Source organism: Ruegeria sp. CDSA221, assembly GCF_059611825.1.
On sequence record NZ_JBXWPK010000010.1, the window covers coordinates 77,504 to 100,447 of the forward strand.

The following is a 22,944-nucleotide window of genomic DNA, read 5'->3' on the forward strand; positions in this document are numbered from 1 at the left end:
ACAGACTTGCCCAAAATCGCATCATGGCCGGACGAACCTGGCGCCAATATGACGGCTTGCCGAATCGCCGGTTTCCGAGCCGCTGAATCCGCGCCCGGCGGACAGTTCACTCCGCAGCAAAGGCAGCGAAACCTCGACTGCGGTACCTATGGCCACAGGCTCGCCATTGAATTCCGCCTTGGCCGCCACGACCGAGACGATCCGTGGTCTTTCGCCCTCGAACGCAAATACCGGGGCGCCGGAGGATCCAAACTCGACATCACAGGACAGGACAAGAACCTCGGAAACGCCGGTCACGACCGAGCAGACCTCTTGCAGTGATGGCGCCTCGGCGCGGTCCTTCGCATAGGACACAACCCCAACTTCCTGTCCGCGAACGGGCCGATCGCCGGTATCAAATGGAATGACCGAGGTACTGCGGATTGGCTGCCATAGCTCGATCAGCGCAATATCGCTACCGATCCGGTTGGTCGGGGTTTCGTCGTCGTAAAAGTAATCGGGGTGAATCACCGCCCTGCGCGCCGCACGATAGGCTGATGCCCGACCCAGACGCCAGGCGGCAAGAAATTCGACCTTAGACAGGTCAATACGTTGGCCTGTGGCCTTATCATAAAGACAATGCGCTGCCGTCAGCACCTGGTTCTGCGCAATCAGCGTCGCGGTGCAGAATGCTTCGCCGTCAATATTCAAGCGCCCGACAGCCATCCAGGCCCGCCCGGCATCGGTGGTGTCCAGACTTTTCAGCCCGCTATCCTGCGCCATTGCGGCCATCGGCATCAGTGCCAGCGCAAAAGCCTTGATCCAGTTTCTCAAGCGGTTCTCCGGCGTTTCTTTCGGCACATACTCCTAGCTGTGGGGTACGGCGAAAATAGGGCCGGCACGTTTCCCGTTCTATCTGATGCAGCCCTGCATCAGGTAGCTAACGCAGGATCGGAACGGCCGTTCCCACCTCATGACCCTGCTGCATCGCACGCGGCAATGGCCCACCGGTAGCCCAATCCAACAGCTCGACCGTATGCAAAATAGGTATCTGCGTGGCCGAACCGATCTGCATCATGCAACCAATATTGCCTGCAGCGATAACATCGGGGTTCTTAGCCTCAAGCGTCCGAACCTTGCGTTGCTTTAACTGACCCGAGATTTCGGGCTGCATCAGGTTATAGGTCCCGGCGCTGCCACAGCACAGATGGCTGTCTGAAGGCTCTAACACGGTGAAACCCGCGTTCTTCAGCAGGTCTTTGGGATGGTTTTTGATCTTTTGCCCATGCTGCAAAGAACAAGCGGCATGATAGGCGACGGTCATGCCCTTGTGCTGGCCTCCGGGCAGGTCCAACTGCACCAGCAATTCGCTGATATCCATGGCAATCTCCGAGACCCGCGCGGCATCTGCCGCCAAAGCCTCGTTTCGGAACATGTGCCCGTAATCCTTGACGGTCGTACCACAACCCGAGGTGTTGATGACGACGGCATCCAGCCCCTGGCCATCGATCTCATTGGTCCAGGCCTGTATATTGGCCGCCGCCGCTTTGTGGCTGTCAGCCACCTTGCCCATGTGATGGGTCAGCGCACCACAGCATCCCGCGCCTTTGGCCACAACGACTTCGCAGCCCAGTCGGGTCAGCAGGCGAATCGTGGCGTCGTTGATATCCGTGTTCAGCGCCTTTTGGGCGCAGCCTGTCATCAGTGCCACGCGCTTTTTCGGCGCTCCTTTAGGGGCAAAGCGTTGCGGGTCATCGTTGCGGCTGACCGGAGGGATATGTTTTGGTGCCATCTCCAGCATCGCCCGCAGCCGCGCATCCGGCATCAGAAACCGGAAGGGACGGCCCAGCTTGGCCCCGATCAGGGCCCAGCGAAACCGCATCGGATAGGGCAGAATCTGCGCCAGAACCCAACGCAGAAGGCGATCGGTCAGCGGGCGTTTGTAATTCTGCTCGATATACTCGCGCGCGTGATCGACCAGATGCATATAGTGAACGCCCGACGGACAGGTGGTCATGCAGGCCAGACAGGACAGGCAGCGGTCGATATGTTTGACGGTTTTCTCATCCGGGACACGCTCATTCTCAAGCATGTCCTTGATCAGGTAGATCCGTCCGCGCGGGCTGTCGAGCTCATCCCCCAGCACCTGATAAGTCGGGCAAGTGGCGGTACAAAAGCCGCAATGAACACAGCTGCGCAGGATCTGGTTCGAGCGTTGGATCGCCGGATCTTGCATCTGTTTTTCGGTGAAATCTGTCTGCATTGCCCTACCCCATCAGCCCCGGGTTAAACAGCCCTCGGGGGTCAAATTTCGCCCGAATACCTTTTGTTAGAGCCTCTACTGCTGCATTCTCAGGCTGGAACCGCCCCAGCCTCTCGACCGTTTCCGCATCGCCACGCACAAGGGTTGCATGGCCCGAGAAGGTGCCAAGACGCGCCCGCAAATCGGTTCCCGCAGGAAGGCGCAGCCAGATCAGACCGCCGCCCCAGTCGTAAAGCACCTGTTCAGCCTTGGCCCGCGCCGCGATCATCGGGGCGTCACCGGGCGTGACAGACAGACGCCACACGTCGCCAGTCTTGCCCCGGAACGCGTGAACATCGCGGATCGCCGTCCACAGCGTTGCCGGTTCATCGACATTTGCGATCTGGCCGAACCCAGTCAGTTCGGATGTCAGCCTCTCGGTTCTGTAAGCGACGGAATCGGCAAAACCTTCGACTCTAATTAAGGCCTTTTCGCCTTCCGGGTCATAAGCTGCGCCAGTGACCTCGAACGGAGATCTAAGCGCGGCGGACAGCGTTTTTGTCGCTGCATCTGCATCAGATACGGTCACTGACAGGGTTGCTGTGCGGTCTGGCTTGGGCAGGACTTTCAGCGATACTTCGGTCAGCACGCCCAAAGTCCCCCAGGACCCGCACATCAGCTTGACCAGATCATAGCCGGTGACATTCTTCATCACCCGACCGCCATTTTTGATCACCTGCCCGGTGCCGTCGACATATCGCACCCCCAGCAAGAAATCGCGACATGCGCCTGCCTGAATGCGGCGCGGCCCCGAGATGTTGGCGGCAACCACACCGCCGATTGTCGGCTCGCCTTCGGTGTCCAGCAAGCCGCGGTGGTCCATCGGTTCAAATGCCAGTTGCTGGCCCTCGGCGTCCAATGCGGCCTCAACCTCGGCCAGCGGTGTCCCGGCCTGCGCAACCAGCGTCAGGGCACCGGGTTCATATAGAGTGATGCCGGTCAGCCTGCCGGTCTCAATCACTTCGTCAGGCCCCGCGATACCACGGGTGCCGCCGCCGACGATACGCACGGCGCCTGTCAACCCGGCCACCATCTGGGCTAGTTCAGTTTCTGACGTGGGTTTCATCATATTTCTCTTTGTTAGAGCCTATTTTGGAGCCATTTTCGGGTCGCGACGGGATTCGGAGGCGTCCAGCGGGAACACTTTGGCGGGGTTCAGCAACCATCCTGGATCGAACACATCCTTAACCGCCATCTGCGCTTCAAGATCGGCAGGGGCATATTGATGATGCATCAGATCGCGCTTTTCAATTCCCACACCATGCTCGCCGGTCAGGCAACCGCCTTCATCCACACAAAGTTTCAGGATTTCCGCCCCGAACGCCTCACATTTTTCGAGGTCGCCGGGTTTGTTGGCATCAAACAGGATCAAAGGGTGCATGTTCCCGTCGCCGGCATGGAATACATTTCCAACCGGCAGGCCGAACTCATCGCTCAGCTCACCAATCCGGCGCAATACGGCGGGCAGCGCCGATACCGGGATGGTCCCATCCAGGCACATATAGTCGTTCATCTGCCCCATGGCGCCAAAGGCCGATTTGCGGCCCAACCAGATCCGGGCGCTTTCATCCGCCGACTGGCTCTCGCGCAGCTCGACCGGATTGTGGCGTTTTGCAATCTCGACAATCTTGGCCAGCTGGCTGTCGATCTCGGCCACCGAGCCTTCGACCTCGACAATCAACAATGCTTCGCATTCCGGATACCCGGCATGTGCAAAGTTTTCGCAGGCCTGAATGCACAGGCGATCCATGAACTCAATCGCAACAGGCAAGATACCGGACTTGATGATGTCCGAAACGCATTGGCCTGCGATTTCATTGTCATCAAACCCCATCAGGACGGGCCGTGCGCCTTCGGGCTTGCGCAGGATGCGCAGGGTCGCTTCGGTGACGACGCCCAGTTGCCCTTCGGACCCGCAGATCACCCCCAGCAGGTCAAGACCCGGCGCGTCCAGATGAGCGCCACCGATTTCGACTACGCAGCCATCCATCATCACCAGGGTCACACCCAGCAGGTTGTTCGTGGTCACCCCGTATTTCAGGCAATGCGCCCCGCCGGAATTCATCGCGATATTGCCCGCAATCGCGCAAGCCAGTTGCGACGACGGATCGGGGGCATAAAAGAAATCCTCTTCCTCGACCGCGCCGGTGACACTCAGGTTGGTGCGCCCAGTCTGGACCTTGATGAATCGGTTGTCATAATCAACCTCCAGCACGTCGTTCATCCGGGCCACGCCCAGTATGACGCAATCAGCTGTTGGCAGCGCGCCCCCGGCCAGCGACGTACCCGCACCACGCGGTACCACCGGCACGCCTTCGTCATGGCAAATGCGCAAGATATCCGAGACCTGCTGCGTGTTCGAAGGCAAAACCGCCAGCATCGGCGGGCATCTATAGGCGGTCAAAGCATCACATTCATAGGCGCGTGTCTCGGCCGGGTCATGAATGATCGCGTCGTCCGGCAGAACCCCCGACAGGCGCGCCACCACCGCATCTTTGCGACGCAGGACATCAGGGCTTGGCTTTGGCATTTCCATGGCAGGCTCCTTGGTTTGGTAAAATAATATTACCAATTTGTCAGTATGGCAAGTTCCGACTTCCGGAAGTACTGTCACGGCCATGACCTGGATTGACCGCGCCGCTCTGTTTGCCCCTTTGGATTTTGCCGCCATAACGCTGATGATGGGGGCCTGGCTGTGCCTTGGGTGGATGATCGAAAACCCGTCGCCAAAGAAGCGGTCAGTGGCCTTGATGATGGATGAGTATCGCCGCGACTGGATGCGCGAGATGGTCACACGCCAGCCAAGGATGTTTGACGCTCAGGTCGTGGCCACGATGCGGCAAGGCAGTACCTTCTTTGCCTCGACCACGATGATTGCCATCGGTGGTGGCCTGGCCCTGCTGGGCAATACCGAGCGTCTGGCCGGTGTCGCCAGTGATCTGGCCATCGGCAGCTTTCCAGCCCTGGTGTGGGAGATCAAGATACTCGCCGTCGTCCTGCTGCTGGCCAATGCCTTTCTGAAATATGTCTGGGCGCATCGTCTGTTCGGCTATTGCGCGGTACTGATGGCCGCGGTCCCGAATGAGCCCGAAGATCCCATCGCCTATCCCCGCGCCACGCAATCGGCCGAAATCTGCGTCACCGCCGCCCGCAGCTTTAACCGCGGGCTGCGCTCTACCTATTTCGCACTGGCCTTGCTTGCATGGTTTCTGGGGCCACTCGCGTTGATCGTCGGCACAGTTATCACTGCAGGCCTGCTTTACCGACGCGAATTCGCCTCGCAATCCCGCGCGATCCTACTGGCACAGGCAGACAATACGCCGTCGTGATCTAATGCCATGGCTGTGGCGTTACTGCGCCGCCTTTAGTTCTTCCTTGTTACGAGCTGGTTTTCGTGTGGGTCGAAACGAACTTTTTGATCAACGCACAATGAATTGCCGATTTGAGCCCAAAATGCCGATTGCTGCGCCTCAATCCAATGATTACTTATCGTTGGTAACGGCGCTCATTACTTTTTGGTCGCCCACCAAAACCAATCACGGCGCTGATTTCTGACGTAATCCTAGAATCCTAACGCTGTGAGCGCTGCACGTGTTGTGTTTCTTGCCTCACCCTTAGGAAGGGGGAAGGCCGCGAAAAAATGATCTAGTGACGCGTCCGGGCGACGCTTGCGGGCGCAATCAGCAAATCTACGGCCGTCTTCTATGTTTCCATTCGCCTGATGGGCCATAGCCGCTAACATATCGATGAGGAAATGCGCGCCGGGTGTGCGTGCAGACAGATCCCCCCAATGCGCGGCCTCTTCCCATTGGCAACTGTTGATCCGTGCCCATGCTTTCATGCCGTGCATTCCATAGAGCAACGGGTCTAGCGGGCTGAGACGCGTCGCCAGATCTGCACGTTGGTCAATGTTATCACTGACGCCGTTCAACGCTTGCACTAGACCGAGCGAGTAGTGACCCTGCGCATAATTTGGATTTAGCGAAACAGCCTGTTGCAAGTAATGCACCGCGGTATCCAAATCTTGCTGAATCCAATAGCTCCGCCCAAGCACAAAATTGGAAAACGGGTCATCGGGGGCCTGTTCCATTGCCCGTTCAGCAGCAGATAAGGCATCCTGAGCGGCAACACCGCGATCAGCGCCGAAACCGGTAAACGCCTTCTGGAAAGAAACGAAAGAAAGCCCGGCATGGGCACGTGCAAAATTGGGTGCCCGGGCAAGAGCTTCTTTGAAATATCTGGCAGACAAAGCGTTGTCTTCTTGGGTGAACCGGTAAATGTGGTTTAGTCCAAGGTGGAAAAAGCTCCAGGCGTCGAGGGATTCAATATCCTGCCGTCGGGCCTCGGCGGCCTGATGGCGCGGAACATGGAGTTCGACCGCCGCTACTACAGAATTGGTGACATCGGCCTTGATAGAAAAAATGTCATCAATCAGGCCAGTGTAGCGATCAGCCCAGATCACTTGTCCGGAATCCGCAGCAGCAAGCACCGGCGACACGGTCAGATTTGGTCCGTTAATCTCGACGCTACCCGACAGCACATATCTTACATCTAACTGCTCGCGCACACTTTGCGTGTTTGCAACGCTACCGAGTTGGAAACTTGAGGCGCGCGCAATGACCGTCACCCACTTTGTCAGCGACAACGACACAATCAATTCATGTGCAAGGGCCGGAGCGATCACCCTAGCCTGATCTGTTTCTCCAAAGGCCTGAAACGGCAACACGGCAATGGATGGAGCGACCCCTTCATTGATGATCAGCGTCTCTGCGAGGTTTGCGCCGACCTTTTTGGTCACCGGCAATTCGAACCGAAAGCCCTGTCCCCGGATCGTGCGGATGATGCTTTGCGTTTTCCCGTCATCCCCCAAAGCGGCACGGGCAGATCGGATACGGCTTGCAATAGCGGCGTCTGAAATTGGTGCGCCATTCCAGATTTTGGTGACAATTTCGTCCAATGTCGTCACGCGCGAGCCGTTTTGGACCAATAAGCTCAGCAACAGGAAAACTTGCCGTTCAAGATGAACGCCTTGACCGTCCGAATACCGCAATTCAGCGGCAGCGTGGTCCAGCTCGAAATTGCCAAAACAGAATTTCATGAAAGAAATCTATCAGAAGTCGCGGAATTCTACACCATTTCTACAAGCTGTCTGCAAGCTTGTGCGCGAACCATCGGGCAAAGTCAGTACATTAATGCAGAATATCATCCATTCAAAGAGGGGCCAGGAAAGTGATTTACGCAAATATCAACGAAACAATCGGACAAACGCCGGTAGTCCGGATCAACAATCTGGCACCAGATCACGTAGAGCTTTTTGTCAAAGCCGAATTTTTCAACCCCGCAGCATCTGTCAAAGACAGGCTAGCGCTTAGCATTATCGAAGAGGCCGAAAATAGCGGTGCACTAAAACCGGGCCAAACGGTTGTTGAGGCAACCAGCGGCAACACCGGGATTGGTCTGGCGATGGTGTGTGCTGCAAAGGGCTATCCATTGGTGATCGTAATGGCGGACAGTTTTTCCGTCGAACGGCGGCGCCTCATGCGGGTGTTGGGGGCGAAAGTGGTGCTGACACCGCGGGCCGAAAAGGCGATGGGAATGTACAACAAGGCGGTGGAGCTGGCCGAGGCCAACGGTTGGTTTCTGGCCCGTCAATTTGAAACGGACGCGAATGCAAAAGTTCATGAAATGACAACAGGTCCTGAAATTATCGCAGATTTCAAGGACAAGCCGCTGACACACTTTGTAACGGGATTTGGCACAGGAGGGACATTGACCGGAGTCGCGCGCGTGCTGCGTCGCGAGTCACCCGATACCCGGATTATTCTGACCGAACCCGAGAATGCCGGACTCGTAGGAAGTGGGATTGCGCAGGATCGCAATTCTGATGGCAGCCCTGTCGCCGGTCATTCGGCTTGGCAACCACACCCGTTTCAAGGTTGGTCACCTGACTTTATCCCGGCTGTGTTGCAAGAAGCTTTGGACAATGGATCATTTGACGAACTGATGCCTGTCGCCGGTCCTGGCGCGATCAAAATTGCACAGCAGCTTGCCCAGAAAGAGGGCATTCTGACGGGGGTGTCAGGTGGCGGCACGGTTCTGGCAGCACTGCAAGTTGCTAAGACCGCCCCTGAAGGATCCGTTATCTTGGCGATGTTGCCAGATACGGCTGAACGCTATCTTTCGACGCCTTTGTTTGACGACATCGAGGCCGAGATGACCGACGAGGAACGCGCGATTTCCCTGTCCACACCAAGTGCGCAAATGGCGGGCGAGTAATGGACAGAATGCTGCATCAGGAAGAAACACTCGACCCGGAAGACTGGGAGGCCATGCGTGCCACGGCGTACCGCATGGTGGATGAAGCTGTGTCTCGGCTTTCCAATGTGCGCGAATCTCCTGTTTGGCAAAACATGCCAGACAGCGTGCGCGCGACATACAAAGAAGCGCTACCGAGATCGGGAATGCCACTTGATACAGTCTTTGAAGAGATGAAAACCAACTTGCTGCCCTATCCAATGGGTAACATCCATCCCAGGTTTTGGATGTGGTATATGGGTGCCAGCAATTTCACCGGCGCTCTCGGCGACTTTTTAGCTGCCATTCTGGGGTCAAACCTCGGCGGTGGAAATCACGCCGCAGCTCTTATGGACCAGCAAGTAGTGGACTGGCTCAAGACCATGGTCGGGTTCCCGGCTGGTGCAAGTGGAACTTTGACCAGTGGTGGCTCCGTAGCCAACCTGATAGGCCTCACGGTTGCGCGCAACACAGCGCTCGGCCAGAAAACCATCAGGGAACATGGGGTCGGCGGTGCCAAGCTGGCGTTTTATGCGTCCGATCAAGTTCATGGCTGCCATCTGACTGCAATGGAAGTGCTGGGCCTTGGATCAAATTCCCTGCGGTGCCTGCCATCCCGATCAGACTATACGATGGACGTAACAGCCTTGCGTGCACAGATTGCCGAAGACCGCGCGCATGGCATCCAGCCAGTCGCCATTATCGCAACAGCTGGAACTATCAACACCGGCGCAATTGACGATTTGTCCGCACTCGCAGATGTGTCCCGGCGCGAAGGTCTCTGGCTTCACGTGGACGGTTGCATCGGAGCGCTAGCCGCTATCGCTCCTAAAAACGGAGATAAGCTAAAAGGTCTGGACAAAGCTGACTCTGTTGCGCTGGACCCACATAAATGGCTGCATGCACCGTTTGAGGTTGGCTGTTGTGTGGTCAAAGACAAATCGCAACATGTTGATACTTTCGCACTTAGCCAGTCATACCTGGAGAAGGAACCACGTGGCGTCGCCGCTGCCGATTGGCTACATGATTTTGGCATTCAGACATCGCGCGGGTTCCGGGCGCTTAAGGTTTGGATGAGCCTGAAGGAGCATGGTGTCGAAAAATTTGGTCGGCTGATCGACCAGAACATCAACCAAGCAGAGTATCTGGCGGATCGCATCCGAGTGGCACAGGATATCGAACTATTGGCCGATCCTATGTTGGACATCGTGTGCTTTCGCATTTGCCTGCCCAACATGACGGAATCCAATCTCGAAGCCCTCAACCGAGAAGTCATGCTGCGACTGCAGGAAGATGGGGTTGCGGCGCTCTCTGACACGAGAGTTGGTTCAACTTATGCGCTGCGCTGCGCCATTTCCAATCACCGAACGCAACTGAGTGATTTTGACATACTTATAGAGCAAATAGAGGAATTGATCCCGACATGCAGATCGACCTTGCCCGATAACGAACCATACTGAAGCTATTGGTTGTGCGAGCAAACTACGTTTCATGTGTTGCTCTGATACTATAGTGATTGCAACTGGTTGCATAGAAGTTGCCCACGTGCTGTTGGCGATCTGGCAGCACTAGGATGTCGGTTTGCTGCCGTGGACAATTCCCCAGCCCTCCGTTTGGAGTCGGATCTACCCGCGTAAAACGCTATGCAGCCAAAAAGAAAACCTTTGTGGGGCCCGCCAAGAGTTTAGGATCGAAACATGCGATATGTGATTCTCTGCACCTTTCTGGCCAGCCCCACCCTAGCCGATCCGCCAACGATCGAGCAGGTCAACGCCTCGTCCAGCGGTGGCAGTTGGCGTTTCGACGTGACGATCCGGCATCCGGACACCGGATGGGATCACTATGCCGATGGCTGGCGTGTGCTGGATATGGATGGGAATGAGCTGGGGATGCGTGTGTTGCATCACCCGCATGAGACGGAACAGCCCTTTACCCGCTCGCTGGGCGGGGTGGCAATTCCGGATGGTACATCGCAGGTCCAGATACAGGCCCGTTGCAGCGTGGATGGCTGGGCGGACGAAACCATTGTTGTGCCGCTGAACTGACCTCAGAACACGCCCAACGCCAGCCCTGCGGCCATCGCCTGCCCCAAGTCGCGGCATGCCTGCAGCGCCTCTTCGGGGATGCGTTTTTCGGCCAGGATCGCCTCGGGCGTTTGTGCATGGGTGCATATGATCAACGGCAACTGAACTTCTTTCAGCCGCCATCCGGTTGCAATTCGGGCCGTCTGTCGTGCCGCATTCTGCCCGTCTGACCCGGCACAGATCATCTGGGCATAGGGGCGACCTTCGATGCGACCAAGAACCGGATAATAACAGCGGTCGTAAAACTCTTTCATCACGCCCGAAATCGCCGCCAGGTTTTCGGGTGCGCAGAAGATATAACCATCTGCGGTCAGCAGATCTTGGGGTCCGGCCCGCTCTGCGGGCTTCAAAACGGTGTCGGCCTCATCGCGCGCGCCTTCGACTGCAGCTTCGGCCATTTGGTGGCTGCCGCCGGTGCGTGAATGGTAAACGATCAATAGCTGCGCCATGTCAGACCCGGTGATAGGGACCGCCCGACAGGATGGTTGCGGCCCGATAAAGTTGCTCGGCCAGCATCACACGGACCAGCATGTGGGGCCAGACCATGGACCCGAAAGAGATGGAGAAATCCGCCTCGGCGCGCAGATCAGGGTCTATTCCGTCGGCACCGCCAATGATCAGCGCCAGATCCTGCCGCCCCGCATCGCGCCAACTGCCCAGCTTTTGGGCAAAATCGGGCGAGGACATCACCCGCCCCCGTTCATCCAGCGTGCAGATTACGGTGCCTTTGGGCAGCGCCTTGCGCAGCAATGTGGCCTCGGCCCCCATCCCTGCGTTTTTCTTGTCTTCGACCTCGATCACCCGCGCAGGCCCAAGGCCCAGCGCGCGGCCGGTCCGATCAAATCGGGTCAGGTAATCATCAAGCAGGGACTTTTCGGGTCCGGCGCGCAATCGCCCGACCGCAACTATGCTGATCCGCATATCTCTCTCGCCGCCGACCCGTTAATGCAGGCCGGGATAGCGCCTCAGTTCGCCGAGGCGCTGCTGCCCGCAGGCTGCCACATCTTTTCCAGCTGATAGAATTCACGCACTTCGGGGCGGAAGATATGAACGACCACGTCGCCCGTATCGATCAGCACCCAATCGCCGGCATCCTTGCCTTCGACCTTCGAGGTGAATCCGAATTCCTGCTTGATGCGATCCGTCAGTTTTTCCGCCATGGCCGAGACCTGACGGGTCGACCGACCCGAGGCAATAACCATGTGATCCGCGACGGACGACTTGCCCTGCAGGTTGATCTGCACGACGTCTTCGGCCTTGTCATCGGAAAGTGAGGAAAGGATACGTTCAAGCAGCTTGTCGCTGATTGACTGAGACTGGGCCATCATATTGGCCCCATCTTCGGCGGGCAAACCCGCCTGAGTGTGTAGAGACAGGACATAGTCCTCCTTTGCTGCGCGCCATGATATCCCGGCGCCGGGGTACTAATAAGGTAGCAAGGAGATTGCAACATTTCAATGAACACGGGGCGAAAGGGCCGCAACGTTTGCTTAGTCGGTGGCAAGCTGTTGCGCATCGGTGTCGTCATTCAGCACGCGCACCTCTCGCTGCGGGAATGGGATCGAGATGCCTTCAGCCTTGAATGCGTCCCACAGCGCCAGATAGACATTGCCCCGTATATTGGTCAGCCCTTTGGTCGGATCGCTGATCCAGAATCGCAGCACGTAATCCACGCTGCTGTCGCCGAACCCCGTAATGTGGCAGACCGCGTCATGTCCGCTGCCACTGAGCACACGCTCGACAGATTTAACCGCATGGATGGCCGTTGCACGCACATTATGGGGGTCATCCGTGTAACTTGTGCCAAATGTCAGATCCAGCCGTACGAACCGGTCCGAATGCGACCAGTTCACCACCTGATTGGTGATCAAATCCTCGTTCGGGATCAGGTATTCGCGCCCATCCCGCGTTACCACCGAGACATAGCGCGCGCCCAGCGCGTTGATCCAGCCAAACGTGTCGCCCAGCGAAATCACATCGCCCGGTTTAATCGACCGATCCATCAGGATGATGATGCCCGAGATCAGATTCGACACCACTTTCTGCAAACCAAAGCCGATGCCGACACCAATGGCCCCCGACAACAGCGCAATACCAGTCAAATCAAAGCCCAGCGTCCGAATGGCGGCCATGAAGACGGCGCCATAGATGACGACCTGTAATCCCTTGGCCAACAAGACCTGCATTGACGGCGAGATATCGTCATTGCGTTTGAGGCCACGTTCAGCAGCACCGGTGCCAAGACGGGCCAGCGTCAACAACACGCCAATCAGCAAAAGCGCCTTGAGGATACCCAACGCCGAGAGGTGCAGATCCCCGATCGAGATCGCCACCCCATCCAGAAACCCAGCGACGTCATCGGTCAAGTTCAGCGCAATCAGCGTCGCATAAGCCCACATTGCCCATTTGAAAATTCGCCGCAGCGTCCGGTTTCGGACCAGACGGGCCACTAGCGCAATCGCCAGCCAGGCGGTCGCCAATGTTGCCACCACCCCGATGATATAGCTGCGCGATGGCCAGGTGATCTGCTGCATCACCAGATACAGCATCCAGGACAGCGTGACGAAATAGACAAGCGTCAGACGCTGCATCAGCTGGATCAGCGTGCGCAACCGCCATTTGGGCCAACCAGAGCGGGCACGGGCCCAGGCCTCCCATCGGCCCTGCGTAACCAGCTTCAACACATAGGCCAGCGCCCAGAGACCCAGGATGATGACCAGCTGATGTTGACGCCAGCCCGGTGTAATGACCAGATCGACCAGTCTATCGAATTGCAGGGAAAAGGCCTCGATCATGGTCTGATACAGATCAGACAGCGAACTGGGTATCAGGTCTGGGTTCATGCACGTCTCCTGCTTGCCAGCTTGGACAGCGTTGACGCATGATGCAAGCCCGCCGCAGGATTGCGCCTTGATTGACGGACTGACGCGATATATCTGATGCGCATGAGACTCAATCTGACCCCAGCACCTACGTTGCAAGACCGCACGCGCCTGCGTGAACGGTTCTTTGGGGCCGCCCGCACGGTTCTGGCCCGCCTATAAGCGGCGTCCAGCCACTCGCCAGCTAAATCTCAATACATACGGGAGAGGACCGATGTCCCCCAAAACACTCTATGACAAGATCTGGGATGCCCATGTCGCGCACGAAGCCGATGATGGCACCTGTTTGCTGTATATCGACCGCCATCTGGTTCACGAAGTAACCAGTCCGCAGGCGTTCGAAGGCCTGCGTATGGCAGGTCGCCCGGTACGCGCACCGGAAAAGACCATCGCGGTACCGGATCACAACGTGCCCACCACGCCGGATCGCGTGAACGGCATCGAAAACCCCGAATCGCGCATTCAGGTCGAGGCACTGGACAAGAACGCCAAGGATTTCGGCATTCACTATTACCCGGTGAATGACGTTCGCCAGGGCATCGTACATATCGTTGGCCCGGAACAGGGCTGGACCCTGCCCGGCATGACCGTTGTTTGCGGCGACAGCCACACCGCTACCCATGGCGCGTTTGGTGCTCTGGCCCATGGCATCGGCACCTCTGAGGTCGAGCATGTTCTGGCCACTCAGACCCTGATCCAGAAGAAATCCAAGAACATGAAGGTGGAAATCACCGGCACACTGCAGCCGGGCGTGACCGCCAAGGATATCACTCTGGCCGTGATCGGCGAGACCGGCACTGCTGGTGGCACCGGCTATGTCATCGAATATTGCGGCGAAGCGATCCGCAATCTGTCGATGGAAGGCCGCATGACCGTCTGCAACATGGCCATCGAAGGCGGTGCCCGCGCCGGCCTGATCGCCCCGGATGAGACCACGTTCGAATATGTCAAAGGCCGCCCACACGCACCGAAAGGGGCCCAGTGGGAAGCGGCGATGGACTGGTGGAAAACACTGTTCACCGACGAAGACGCGCATTTCGACAAGGTCATCACCCTGCGCGGCGAAGACATCGCGCCGGTCGTCACCTGGGGCACCAGCCCCGAGGACGTGCTGCCGATCACTGCATCCGTGCCTCACCCCGAGGATTTCGAAGGCGGCAAAGTCGATGCGGCCCGCCGGTCGATCGAATATATGGGTCTGGAAGCCGGTCAGAAGCTCAGCGACGTTGAAATCGACACCGTCTTTATCGGGTCCTGCACCAACGGCCGCATCGAGGACCTGCGCGCCGCTGCCGAGATTCTGAAGGGCAAAAAGATCAAGGACGGGATGCGGGCGATGGTTGTGCCCGGTTCAGGCCTTGTCCGCGCGCAGGCCGAGGAAGAAGGTCTGGCCGAGATCTTCAAAGAGGCCGGGTTCGAATGGCGTCTGGCGGGATGTTCCATGTGCCTTGCGATGAACCCCGACCAGTTGCAACCGGGCGAGCGCTGCGCCGCGACCTCGAACCGCAACTTCGAAGGCCGTCAGGGCCGCGGCGGGCGCACCCACCTGCTGAGCCCCGCAATGGCTGCCGCGGCGGCAATCACAGGACGGCTGACAGACGTCCGCGAGTTGATGTAAGCTGCCCTCATAACTGGATATTTGAGGGATTTAAGACATGAGTGACTGGATCAAATGGCTCCTGATGGGGCTTCTGTCCATAGTGTTCGGCCTTTTTGTGCTGGGCGCGCCTGCAGTGGCGTCGATTGCCGTAACGGTGGTGACCGGCGTACTGCTGCTGATTTCAGGGGCACTGCAGGTGGTCGGCGGGTTCACCGTCGAGGGCACCGGTAACAAGATCCTGTCGCTTATTATGGGTGCGGTGATGCTGTTTCTGGGCTGGTCCTTCCTGGATCACCCGCTGCAGGGCACCGTGACGCTGGCGACGGTCTGTCTGATCCTGTTCATGGCAGGCGGTATTGCGCGGGTCATTTTGTCGTTCCAGATGAAAGGTACGCAGTATTTCTGGGCGACTCTGATCTCGGGCGTGATGTCGATTGTTCTGGCGATGCTCATCTGGCGGTTCGCAGCAACCGATCCTGTCGTGCTGTTGCAACTGCTCGGCATCCTGCTGGGGATCGAGATGGTGTTCAACGGTCTGGGTCTGGTCTTCATGGCGCTCTTCATCAAAGACGCACCCAAAGGCGAAACAACTGAAGCGAAACAAGCTTAAACGCGGGGCATGGGCGCGGCCCTCCCCCGCAGGAGTGTAGACATGGAAAAGTTTGACAAAGTCCACGGGGTGGCCGCCCCGATGCCATTGATCAATATCGACACCGATATGATCATTCCGAAAGTGCACCTGAAAACGATCAAACGATCCGGCCTTGGCGTCGTACTGTTTGACGAGATGCGCTATCACGATCACGGCGGTGAGAATGAAGAGTTCATTCTGAACAAACCCGCCTATCGGCAAACCGAGATTCTGGTGGCCGGCGACAATTTCGGCTGCGGCTCATCGCGCGAACACGCGCCCTGGGCGATCAAGGATTTCGGCATCAAGGTTGTGATCTCGACCAGCTTTGCCGACATCTTCTTCAACAACTGCTTCAAGAACGGCATCCTGCCCATCGTGGTCGAGGAAGAACATCATGCGGTTCTGATGGAAGACGCGCATAGAGGCGAAAACGCCCGCATGACCGTGCATCTGGAAGATCAGCAGATCACCACATCCGATGGTGTCGTGATCGAATTCGAGGTGGATTCTCATCGTAAGCACTGCCTGCTGAACGGTCTGGACGATATTGGCCTGACGATGGAAAAAGACCATCACATCGAGAAATTCGAGGATCATGCGGGCCAGGCACGCCCCTGGGTGTGATTCTGGGAACGAATCTGTTGATACTCAACTTTATGGGGACGCCACGGCGTCCCCATTCGCCTTCTTGGGGTTCTGAACGGCGAAACCACTACATATAGGTCTCGACTTGAAACACACGTCGGATTTGCGTCAAAAATGATGCAATCCCGCACCAGTTGCGCCATCATTTTGCCCAAAATTGAGTGTTTTCTGCCACCTGGCTTGAGCGAAATGTCGCTTATCGCCAATGTCGGCGGGTACAGGCACCCACCATGGCAAAACATTGGTGAGAGATGGCATCTGCTGCAACGGTAACGTGGCAGGCACAAGTTGGAATGAAGTCGGCAAAGAATCGGCTAATCCAGTTTGAAAGGGTTCGGATAGTGATTGCGCGCACAACAGGGGCGGCAATTCGGGGAATATTGGTTGCACTTTTGGTGCTGACACCCGCGTTGTACTTGCCCGTATCATCAACGAATGGGACCGAGATTGTCGTCTTTCTCGCCATTCTCGCGTTTTTCCTGACCTTCGCCGAATATAATTCGGCCTTCCCAAGCTTTATTGAATTTCGCGACGCACCACCGGTGAACCGCCTGCGCTTTGTTGGACTGGTTTCGATGGTCGCTTTCCTGACGCTGATCTGCAAAAACGCCTATTCGCCGACAGAATTGACCTCAGGTTTTTATGTGATCGGGTTGGGCGTCGCCAATGTGGTCGATTTCCCCTATTCACCCGTGCGTCTGATCGTGTTGATGCTGCCTGTCAACGCAAGCGCGCCGCTGATCGAACTTGTTCGTATCGCTGCCAGTGTGGCCTATGTCGCAGCTATGGTCACAATCGCCAGTTTCTACTACGCGGTGAAAATGCGTGGTTGGCCCACCGGAAACGGAGCCTTCAACGTCTGGACCAATCTGCCGCTGTTCGATCCGACCAAGGGTGGCGATGTCGTGACCCGTCTGCAGCGTGATGGACGGTTGAACATCTCGATCGGCGTCCTGCTGCCGTTTGTAATCCCGGCTCTGATCAAGATCCTGACCGATTATGTGAGCCCGATCTCGCTGAACAGCCCCCAGACGCTGATCTGGACGTTGAGCGCTTGGGCCTTTCTGCCTGCTAGCATGATCATGCGAGGAATGGCGACACTGCGCATTGCAAACCTGATTGTCCAAAAACGCCGCGCCTATTCTACGACTGAATCAACACAAACCGCATGAATCGCGTTTTTCTGCTGCTTTTGCTGCCATTCGCGGCACAGGCAGAGACGATACGCATAGCTACTTTCAACACCGAACTCAGCCGTAAAGGACCGGGCATTCTGCTGCGCGATATCCGGCGCGAGGATGCGCAGGTTCGTGCTGTGATGCGGGTGTTGTTGGAAACCCAACCCGATATCGTTGCCTTGCAGGGCATCGACTGGGATCTCAATGGCGAAACGCTGACCGCATTCGGTGAGGCGCTGCGCGACGAGGGGCTGGACTATCCCTATCGCTTTACCGCCAAGCCTAATTCAGGAATGGAAACCAGTCTGGATCTGGACGGGGACGGGCAGGCCAATGGACCAAGAGATTCCCAAGGCTATGGCGAGTTCACCGGTCAGGGCGGGCTGGCCATTCTGTCCCGGTTTCCCATCGGCCATGACGTGCAGGATTTCTCGGGAATACTGTGGCGCGACCTGCCGGGGGCTGATCCGCCGACGGTCGATGGCACACCATTTCCCTCTGAAGCCGCCCAGCGCATTCAGCGACTGTCCTCGGTGGCACATTGGATCGTACCAATCGAGTCCCCGATCGGCCACCTGAACCTGATGACATTTCACGCGACCCCGCCCGTTTTCGACGGACCCGAGGACCGGAACGGGTTGCGCAATCGTGACGAAATTCGCTTGTGGAACGCTGTGCTGGACGGTGCTCTAGGCCCTGCCCCACTCGGGCCTTTCGTGATTGCTGGGGATGCAAATCTGGACCCCACGCGCGGGGAAGGCCGGAAAGAGGCTATCCAGGGCTTGCTGGCAGACCCGCGGTTGCAGGATGCAAGGCCTGCCACCCCCTCGGGGGCATTGGCCACGGTTGAGTGGAAAGCCGTCGGAGAAATGCGGGTAGATTACGTTCTGCCCTCGGCAGATCTACGCGTTGTGGATGCGGGCATCTTTTGGCCCGACACGGGCGCAGACCTGCGTGCAATCGCCGAACAGGCCAGCCGGCACCGGCTTGTTTGGGTGGACCTGGGACATCGCTAACGCTGGTCAGGCCCGGGCAGTTCTGACCAAAGTCGCTTTCTGCTTGGCTGTTTTCGGGATCGCAGAAGCCATCGCCGTGTCCAAGTCGGTCGTCTGAAATCCAGGGATAAGGTCGTCAAAGAATGCGCCGTCCAAACTATGCGGCAGATCCCATAGATAGCGCATCTCAACCAGATGTGGCGCCAACTTCCAGAAAGGCCGCAGTGCCTGAATCGGCCACCATTTCATGGGGCTGACAGCTATTTCGGCACCGGTCACCCGCGACAAGGATTGCGCAATATCCCGGCCGGTCAGGGTAACCCCGGCATAAGGAACCTCGCAGAACCGGGGAAGGTCCTGGCGGATATCAGCCAACGCAACGGCCGCTCGGGTCAGGTCGGGCAGATAGGCCCAGGCGTGTGGGATATCCGGGCGACCAGGATAAACCATCTTGCCGCGTGCCAAAGGCTTGATCATGACCTGATCGAACCAGTTCCCCGAGGCGCAGGTGTCAATGAAATCACCTGCCCTGAGAAGAATCGTTCTTACCGAGGATTTTCGATAGGCTTCTTCCATCTCAACCCGGATCCTGCCCAGGGGATTATGCGCCGCATGCGGTGTTGCACCCGACCATGGCCCCGGCGTTTGCGCGCCAAAAACATAGACATTGCCGGGAAGGATCACAGTTGCACCGTGATCCGCTGCCGCATTGATCACGTCACGATGCAGTTCGGGGACTTGTCGCGCCCAGTCCGGATAGGCCGGATTCCAGGCATTGACGACAACATCCACCCCTTCGACAGATCGCTTCAGGTCCTGCGTCTTGCGATCAAAGCAGTGTACGATCCAGCCCGCCTCGCGAAAAGCTATTGCGGCATTGCGTCCAAACCGACCCGTCGCACCCAGAATAAGGACTGTTCCCGTCATATAAGCCTCCTCTTGTCCATCTAATATGAGCCATTCAGTTCAATTCAGGAATTGCCGCCAAACGCAGAACGTGTATTCATTTTTGAATGGACAAATCTATCACCCACTCTGACTGGTCTCTGATCCAAAGCTTTCTGGCCGTGGCGGAAACCGGGTCTTTGTCTGCCGCTGCCCGGCAGTTGAACCGCAGCCAGCCCACCCTGGGTCGCCAGATCCACGCACTTGAGGATGAGCTTGGCGTCTCGCTGTTTGACAGGCATGCGCGGGGCTTGAAGCTAAGCGAAGTCGGGGCGCAGCTTTTCCCGATGGCGCAACAGATGCACGTAGCCATGAACGCGTTCAGCCTGACGGCCGCAGGCCAGTCTCAGGAATTGGAAGGGTCGGTGCGCATCACCGCGTCGGTCTTTGCCTCTCATCACCTGCTGCCGCCGATTCTGGCCCAAATACGGGCAGCAGAACCCGCGATACAACTGGAACTGGTCGCCACCGATGCCACCGAGAACCTGCTCTACCGCGAGGCCGATATCGCAGTGCGGATGTTTCGGCCGGAACAGATGGACATCATTACGAAACATTTGGGTGAAATCAGACTGTGCTTCTGCGCAAGCCGGTCCTATCTGGATCGTGCCGGCCGCCCCAATTCTCCCGACGATCTGTTGAGCCATGACCTTGTCGGGTTTGATGCGAACGAGCAGATCATTATCGGCATGCGCGAAATGGGCTGGCCGGTGAACCGGGACAGCTTTGCCACACGCTGCGACTTTCAGACTGCCTATTGGGAACTGGTCCGCGCGGGCTGCGGTATCGGTTTTAGCGCCGTGAGAGTTGCCGAGGCCGACCCAGAGGTAGAGGTTTTGGACATAAATGTCGAAATCCCTGCGCTGCCGGTTTGGCTTGCCGCACCGCAGGCGATGCGGCAAACGACACGAATCCGACGAGTCTGGGATATGTTGGCCGAAGGGATAAAGGCCGATCTCTGACCGATTCACACTATCCGTGACGTAGCAAGGGCACGGAAACCCGATTTCCCGTCCAGAACCTGCGTTTAGGCCGGTTCGTCTCATTGACCCGATGCGGCGCAGGCGCTAGGGCCTTTGCTGTCAAACGCAAGGAGATCCTTCATGTCCAACCCCTCGCTCCTCATCCTGCCCGGAGACGGAATTGGCCCCGAAGTCATGGCCGAAGTGCGCCGTATCATCGACTGGTTCGGTGCCAAGCGCGGCCTAGAATTCGACGTGAGCGAGGATCTGGTCGGCGGTGCCGCCTATGACGCCCATGGCAAACCGCTGTCGGACGAAACCATGGCCAAGGCGCAGGAGGCGGACGCAGTTCTGCTGGGTGCTGTTGGTGGACCCAAATACGACGATCTGGATTTTAGCCTCAAGCCCGAGCGCGGCTTGCTACGGCTGCGCAAAGAGATGGACCTGTATTCGAACCTGCGCCCGGCACAATGCTTTGACGCGCTGGCGGATTTCTCGTCGCTGAAGAAAGACATCGTTGCCGGTCTGGATATCATGATCGTGCGCGAGCTGACCTCGGGCGTCTATTTCGGTGAGCCGCGCGGCATCTTCGAGGAAGGCAATGAACGCGTCGGCATCAACACCCAGCGCTATACCGAATCCGAGATCGAACGCGCCGCACGCTCGGCTTTTGAGCTGGCGATGCGCCGGAACAAGAAACTGTGCTCGATGGAAAAGGCCAATGTCATGGAATCCGGCATTCTATGGCGCGAAGTCGTAAACCGGGTCGCTCAAGACTATCCCGAGGTCGAGCTGAGCCACATGTATGCCGACAATGGCGCGATGCAGCTGGTGCGTGCGCCCAAGCAGTTTGATGTGATCGTCACCGACAACTTGTTTGGCGACATCTTGTCCGACTGTGCCGCGATGCTGACCGGTTCACTGGGCATGCTGCCGTCCGCCTCCCTGGGCTCACCAATGGCCAATGGCCGCCCCAAGGCGATGTACGAGCCGGTCCACGGTTCCGCACCCGATATCGCCGGTCAGGGCAAGGCCAACCCCATCGCCTGTATCCTGAGCTTTGCCATGGCACTGCGCTACAGCTTCGATCAGGGGGCCGAGGCTGACCGACTGGAAGCCGCGATCGAAAAAGTCCTGGCCGATGGTGTCCGCACCGGCGACCTGCTGGCCGACGAAGGGGTCACGCCGGTATCCACCACGGAAATGGGCGACGCGATTCTGGCGGCGCTGGACGACAGCCTCTGATCAGAGGTCACAACCGAAAATAGAGGCGGCGCCAGATGCGCCGCCCATCTATAGCCGATGGCGTGGATCACTGGCACTTAGTCTGCTCGGGCTCTTGCCACGGACGACGTTAGTCTGCATTGAGCCCAAATTGACCAATGTTTTGCAATGCGGCGAACGGTAGTTATGGGCGCGCCTGGCGCTTCTTTCGGTCAGCCTTACGTTGTTCAATATGAATTGAAGATCTTCCATCAGCAATGAATGCGCTAAGACGCCGGTCAGTCCGTTCGTTGGCCGCTCCGGCTAGTCCCAGAACGGTGTGAACAGTTGCCGCTCCCGGCACCAGATCAAGTGCGACGTCCTGTGCCATGTCTACAATGGTCTCTTTGAGGCCGTCGGCTCCAACCGCCGCAGAAAGAGCCCCCGATGCAAATTCTGAAACTCGCTCATCTAACTCTTCAAGAATCTCCTCGACGGGTTGGTTATGTAGTTTGCTGGTTTCCTGGTTTGCCCAATTTCTAAAATCTGAAAGGAATTTACTTTCTCGCATAGGATCGATCACGGGATGATAAGGTCCTGACGCCCCTGTGATATCGTACATGCTTACTACATTCAGGGCATTTTCAGCGAGTTCAAATTTCTCGAATTGAGTTCTTGCTTGCAAGTATTCAAGCCCTTCCGGGAAAAGGAACTGATGTGTCAGATTATTCATCGCTAGGTCAAATTCTAGCTCATCGCATTGATCAATTAATTCAAGGTCTCTTAGCAGGTTTTCAGGTGTTGGATTTCCTGAGAAGCTGTGATTATCGACACCGCTATCTACGCCGTAGTATCCTTCAATGAACCCACCGTACCCTTCTGTATCCAAGTCGTTTATATTTGGAAATTCGATGCCCGTGCCCCAGTCAATTCGCGGCATATTTTCCACTAGCTTCGTTAGCTCAGGTTTTTCTTCGCTAAGAATCCGGCAGTAGGGTAGTTGGCGCATACTTGAGGGGCAAAGCCACTCTTCCGCGAACCAAATCTCGTCGTAGAGAAGCATTAAACCCATACTTCCCACGACCACCGGATTTGCTTGCTTTGGTCTCCCCTGTTCATCTTTTACGGCGGGAGACTGATAGTCATATCCAATCGGTGTGGAATATCCAACAAGTGCTCGACGCATAGCTTTTCCGAGTTCTAAGTTAACTTGAGCAGCGAGATTAGTTCATATCCAAGTA

At 57.2% G+C, this 22,944-nt stretch carries 23 protein-coding genes; 12 read left to right on the plus strand and 11 right to left on the minus strand.

The window, feature by feature from the left end; translation table 11 throughout:
- Positions 1-21: 21 nt before the first annotated feature.
- From AC2FJ5_RS15280 to AC2FJ5_RS15295, 4 genes are all read right to left on the minus strand, one after another.
- Positions 22-813 (minus strand): trypsin-like serine peptidase, encoded by a 792-nt coding sequence (locus tag AC2FJ5_RS15280; RefSeq protein ID WP_282022199.1) that lies wholly within the window; start codon positions 811-813, stop codon positions 22-24.
- Positions 814-919: 106 nt separating this feature from the next.
- Positions 920-2,242, minus strand: coding sequence for a glycolate oxidase subunit GlcF (gene glcF / locus AC2FJ5_RS15285; protein WP_496793866.1), 1,323 nt, complete (start codon positions 2,240-2,242; stop codon positions 920-922).
- Positions 2,243-2,246: 4 nt separating this feature from the next.
- Positions 2,247-3,347, minus strand: a complete 1,101-nt coding sequence (locus tag AC2FJ5_RS15290) for an FAD-binding protein (RefSeq protein WP_496793868.1) — start codon at positions 3,345-3,347, stop codon at positions 2,247-2,249.
- Positions 3,348-3,368: 21 nt separating this feature from the next.
- Entirely contained in the window at positions 3,369-4,817 is a 1,449-nt protein-coding gene (locus tag AC2FJ5_RS15295) for an FAD-linked oxidase C-terminal domain-containing protein (RefSeq protein ID WP_496793869.1), read from the minus strand.
- Positions 4,818-4,899: 82 nt separating this feature from the next.
- On the opposite strand from AC2FJ5_RS15295, the gene AC2FJ5_RS15300 reads away from it, so the two are divergent.
- Positions 4,900-5,610 (plus strand): DUF599 domain-containing protein, encoded by a 711-nt coding sequence (locus tag AC2FJ5_RS15300; protein WP_496692691.1) that lies wholly within the window; start codon positions 4,900-4,902, stop codon positions 5,608-5,610.
- A gap of 233 nt (positions 5,611-5,843) precedes the next feature.
- Here the strand turns inward: AC2FJ5_RS15300 and AC2FJ5_RS15305 are convergent, their stop codons facing one another.
- Complete coding sequence (locus tag AC2FJ5_RS15305; RefSeq protein WP_496793870.1) at positions 5,844-7,379, minus strand: winged helix-turn-helix domain-containing protein; 1,536 nt, start codon at positions 7,377-7,379, stop codon at positions 5,844-5,846.
- A 131-nt stretch (positions 7,380-7,510) separates the two neighbouring features.
- Here AC2FJ5_RS15305 and AC2FJ5_RS15310 point away from each other — a divergent pair, with 131 nt between their 5' ends.
- From AC2FJ5_RS15310 to AC2FJ5_RS15320, 3 genes are all read left to right on the plus strand, one after another.
- On the plus strand, positions 7,511-8,557 hold the full coding sequence (locus AC2FJ5_RS15310; RefSeq protein ID WP_496793872.1) for a PLP-dependent cysteine synthase family protein: 1,047 nt from the start codon (positions 7,511-7,513) through the stop codon (positions 8,555-8,557).
- Positions 8,557-10,035, plus strand: a complete 1,479-nt coding sequence (locus tag AC2FJ5_RS15315) for a pyridoxal phosphate-dependent decarboxylase family protein (protein ID WP_496793873.1) — start codon at positions 8,557-8,559, stop codon at positions 10,033-10,035. Before AC2FJ5_RS15310 ends, AC2FJ5_RS15315 begins: the two co-directional genes overlap by 1 nt.
- Before the next feature lie 237 nt (positions 10,036-10,272).
- The gene (locus tag AC2FJ5_RS15320) at positions 10,273-10,620 is read left to right on the plus strand and encodes a hypothetical protein (RefSeq protein ID WP_142638371.1); all 348 of its coding nucleotides are present in this window, start codon (positions 10,273-10,275) and stop codon (positions 10,618-10,620) included.
- A gap of 2 nt (positions 10,621-10,622) precedes the next feature.
- On the opposite strand, the gene AC2FJ5_RS15325 is transcribed toward AC2FJ5_RS15320, so the two are convergent.
- The 4 genes from AC2FJ5_RS15325 to AC2FJ5_RS15340 form a co-directional block, all read right to left on the minus strand.
- On the minus strand, positions 10,623-11,108 hold the full coding sequence (locus AC2FJ5_RS15325; protein ID WP_496793874.1) for a flavodoxin family protein: 486 nt from the start codon (positions 11,106-11,108) through the stop codon (positions 10,623-10,625).
- Between the two features lies 1 nt (position 11,109).
- Positions 11,110-11,580 carry a 23S rRNA (pseudouridine(1915)-N(3))-methyltransferase RlmH gene (gene rlmH, locus AC2FJ5_RS15330; RefSeq protein WP_496703039.1) on the minus strand — a complete coding sequence of 157 codons (471 nt, stop codon included), beginning with the start codon at positions 11,578-11,580 and terminating at the stop codon, positions 11,110-11,112.
- A 44-nt stretch (positions 11,581-11,624) separates the two neighbouring features.
- A complete protein-coding gene (gene rsfS, locus AC2FJ5_RS15335; RefSeq protein WP_496750536.1) occupies positions 11,625-11,987 on the minus strand; it encodes a ribosome silencing factor in 363 nt (120 codons plus the stop codon).
- Between the two features lie 162 nt (positions 11,988-12,149).
- Positions 12,150-13,502, minus strand: a complete 1,353-nt coding sequence (locus AC2FJ5_RS15340; protein ID WP_496750538.1) for a mechanosensitive ion channel family protein — start codon at positions 13,500-13,502, stop codon at positions 12,150-12,152.
- Between the two features lie 102 nt (positions 13,503-13,604).
- Here AC2FJ5_RS15340 and AC2FJ5_RS15345 point away from each other — a divergent pair, with 102 nt between their 5' ends.
- The 6 genes from AC2FJ5_RS15345 to AC2FJ5_RS15370 all read left to right on the plus strand — a co-directional run bounded on the left by AC2FJ5_RS15345 (position 13,605) and on the right by AC2FJ5_RS15370 (position 18,614).
- The gene (locus AC2FJ5_RS15345) at positions 13,605-13,703 is read left to right on the plus strand and encodes an isopropylmalate isomerase (RefSeq protein ID WP_271950909.1); all 99 of its coding nucleotides are present in this window, start codon (positions 13,605-13,607) and stop codon (positions 13,701-13,703) included.
- Positions 13,704-13,755: 52 nt separating this feature from the next.
- Positions 13,756-15,159 carry a 3-isopropylmalate dehydratase large subunit gene (leuC, locus tag AC2FJ5_RS15350; protein WP_496697309.1) on the plus strand — a complete coding sequence of 468 codons (1,404 nt, stop codon included), beginning with the start codon at positions 13,756-13,758 and terminating at the stop codon, positions 15,157-15,159.
- Between the two features lie 37 nt (positions 15,160-15,196).
- Positions 15,197-15,751 carry an HdeD family acid-resistance protein gene (locus tag AC2FJ5_RS15355; protein WP_271950915.1) on the plus strand — a complete coding sequence of 185 codons (555 nt, stop codon included), beginning with the start codon at positions 15,197-15,199 and terminating at the stop codon, positions 15,749-15,751.
- A 42-nt stretch (positions 15,752-15,793) separates the two neighbouring features.
- Positions 15,794-16,399 (plus strand): 3-isopropylmalate dehydratase small subunit, encoded by a 606-nt coding sequence (gene leuD, locus AC2FJ5_RS15360; protein ID WP_142638386.1) that lies wholly within the window; start codon positions 15,794-15,796, stop codon positions 16,397-16,399.
- A 362-nt stretch (positions 16,400-16,761) separates the two neighbouring features.
- Positions 16,762-17,592: a hypothetical protein gene (locus AC2FJ5_RS15365; protein ID WP_496793876.1), complete on the plus strand. Its 831-nt coding sequence runs from the start codon at positions 16,762-16,764 to the stop codon at positions 17,590-17,592.
- Positions 17,589-18,614 carry an endonuclease/exonuclease/phosphatase family protein gene (locus tag AC2FJ5_RS15370; RefSeq protein ID WP_496793877.1) on the plus strand — a complete coding sequence of 342 codons (1,026 nt, stop codon included), beginning with the start codon at positions 17,589-17,591 and terminating at the stop codon, positions 18,612-18,614. The genes AC2FJ5_RS15365 and AC2FJ5_RS15370 overlap by 4 nt, the downstream gene beginning before the upstream one ends.
- 6 nt (positions 18,615-18,620) lie before the next feature.
- Here the strand turns inward: AC2FJ5_RS15370 and AC2FJ5_RS15375 are convergent, their stop codons facing one another.
- Complete coding sequence (locus AC2FJ5_RS15375) at positions 18,621-19,520, minus strand: sugar nucleotide-binding protein (RefSeq protein WP_496793879.1); 900 nt, start codon at positions 19,518-19,520, stop codon at positions 18,621-18,623.
- Between the two features lie 86 nt (positions 19,521-19,606).
- Between AC2FJ5_RS15375 and AC2FJ5_RS15380 the strand changes: the two genes are divergently transcribed.
- Together AC2FJ5_RS15380 and leuB are read left to right on the plus strand one after the other, a co-directional pair.
- A complete protein-coding gene (locus AC2FJ5_RS15380) occupies positions 19,607-20,500 on the plus strand; it encodes a LysR family transcriptional regulator (protein WP_142638394.1) in 894 nt (297 codons plus the stop codon).
- A gap of 141 nt (positions 20,501-20,641) precedes the next feature.
- Complete coding sequence (gene leuB, locus AC2FJ5_RS15385) at positions 20,642-21,745, plus strand: 3-isopropylmalate dehydrogenase (protein ID WP_142638396.1); 1,104 nt, start codon at positions 20,642-20,644, stop codon at positions 21,743-21,745.
- Positions 21,746-21,908: 163 nt separating this feature from the next.
- On the opposite strand, the gene AC2FJ5_RS15390 is transcribed toward leuB, so the two are convergent.
- On the minus strand, positions 21,909-22,889 hold the full coding sequence (locus tag AC2FJ5_RS15390; RefSeq protein WP_496709714.1) for a hypothetical protein: 981 nt from the start codon (positions 22,887-22,889) through the stop codon (positions 21,909-21,911).
- Positions 22,890-22,944 lie beyond the last annotated feature (55 nt).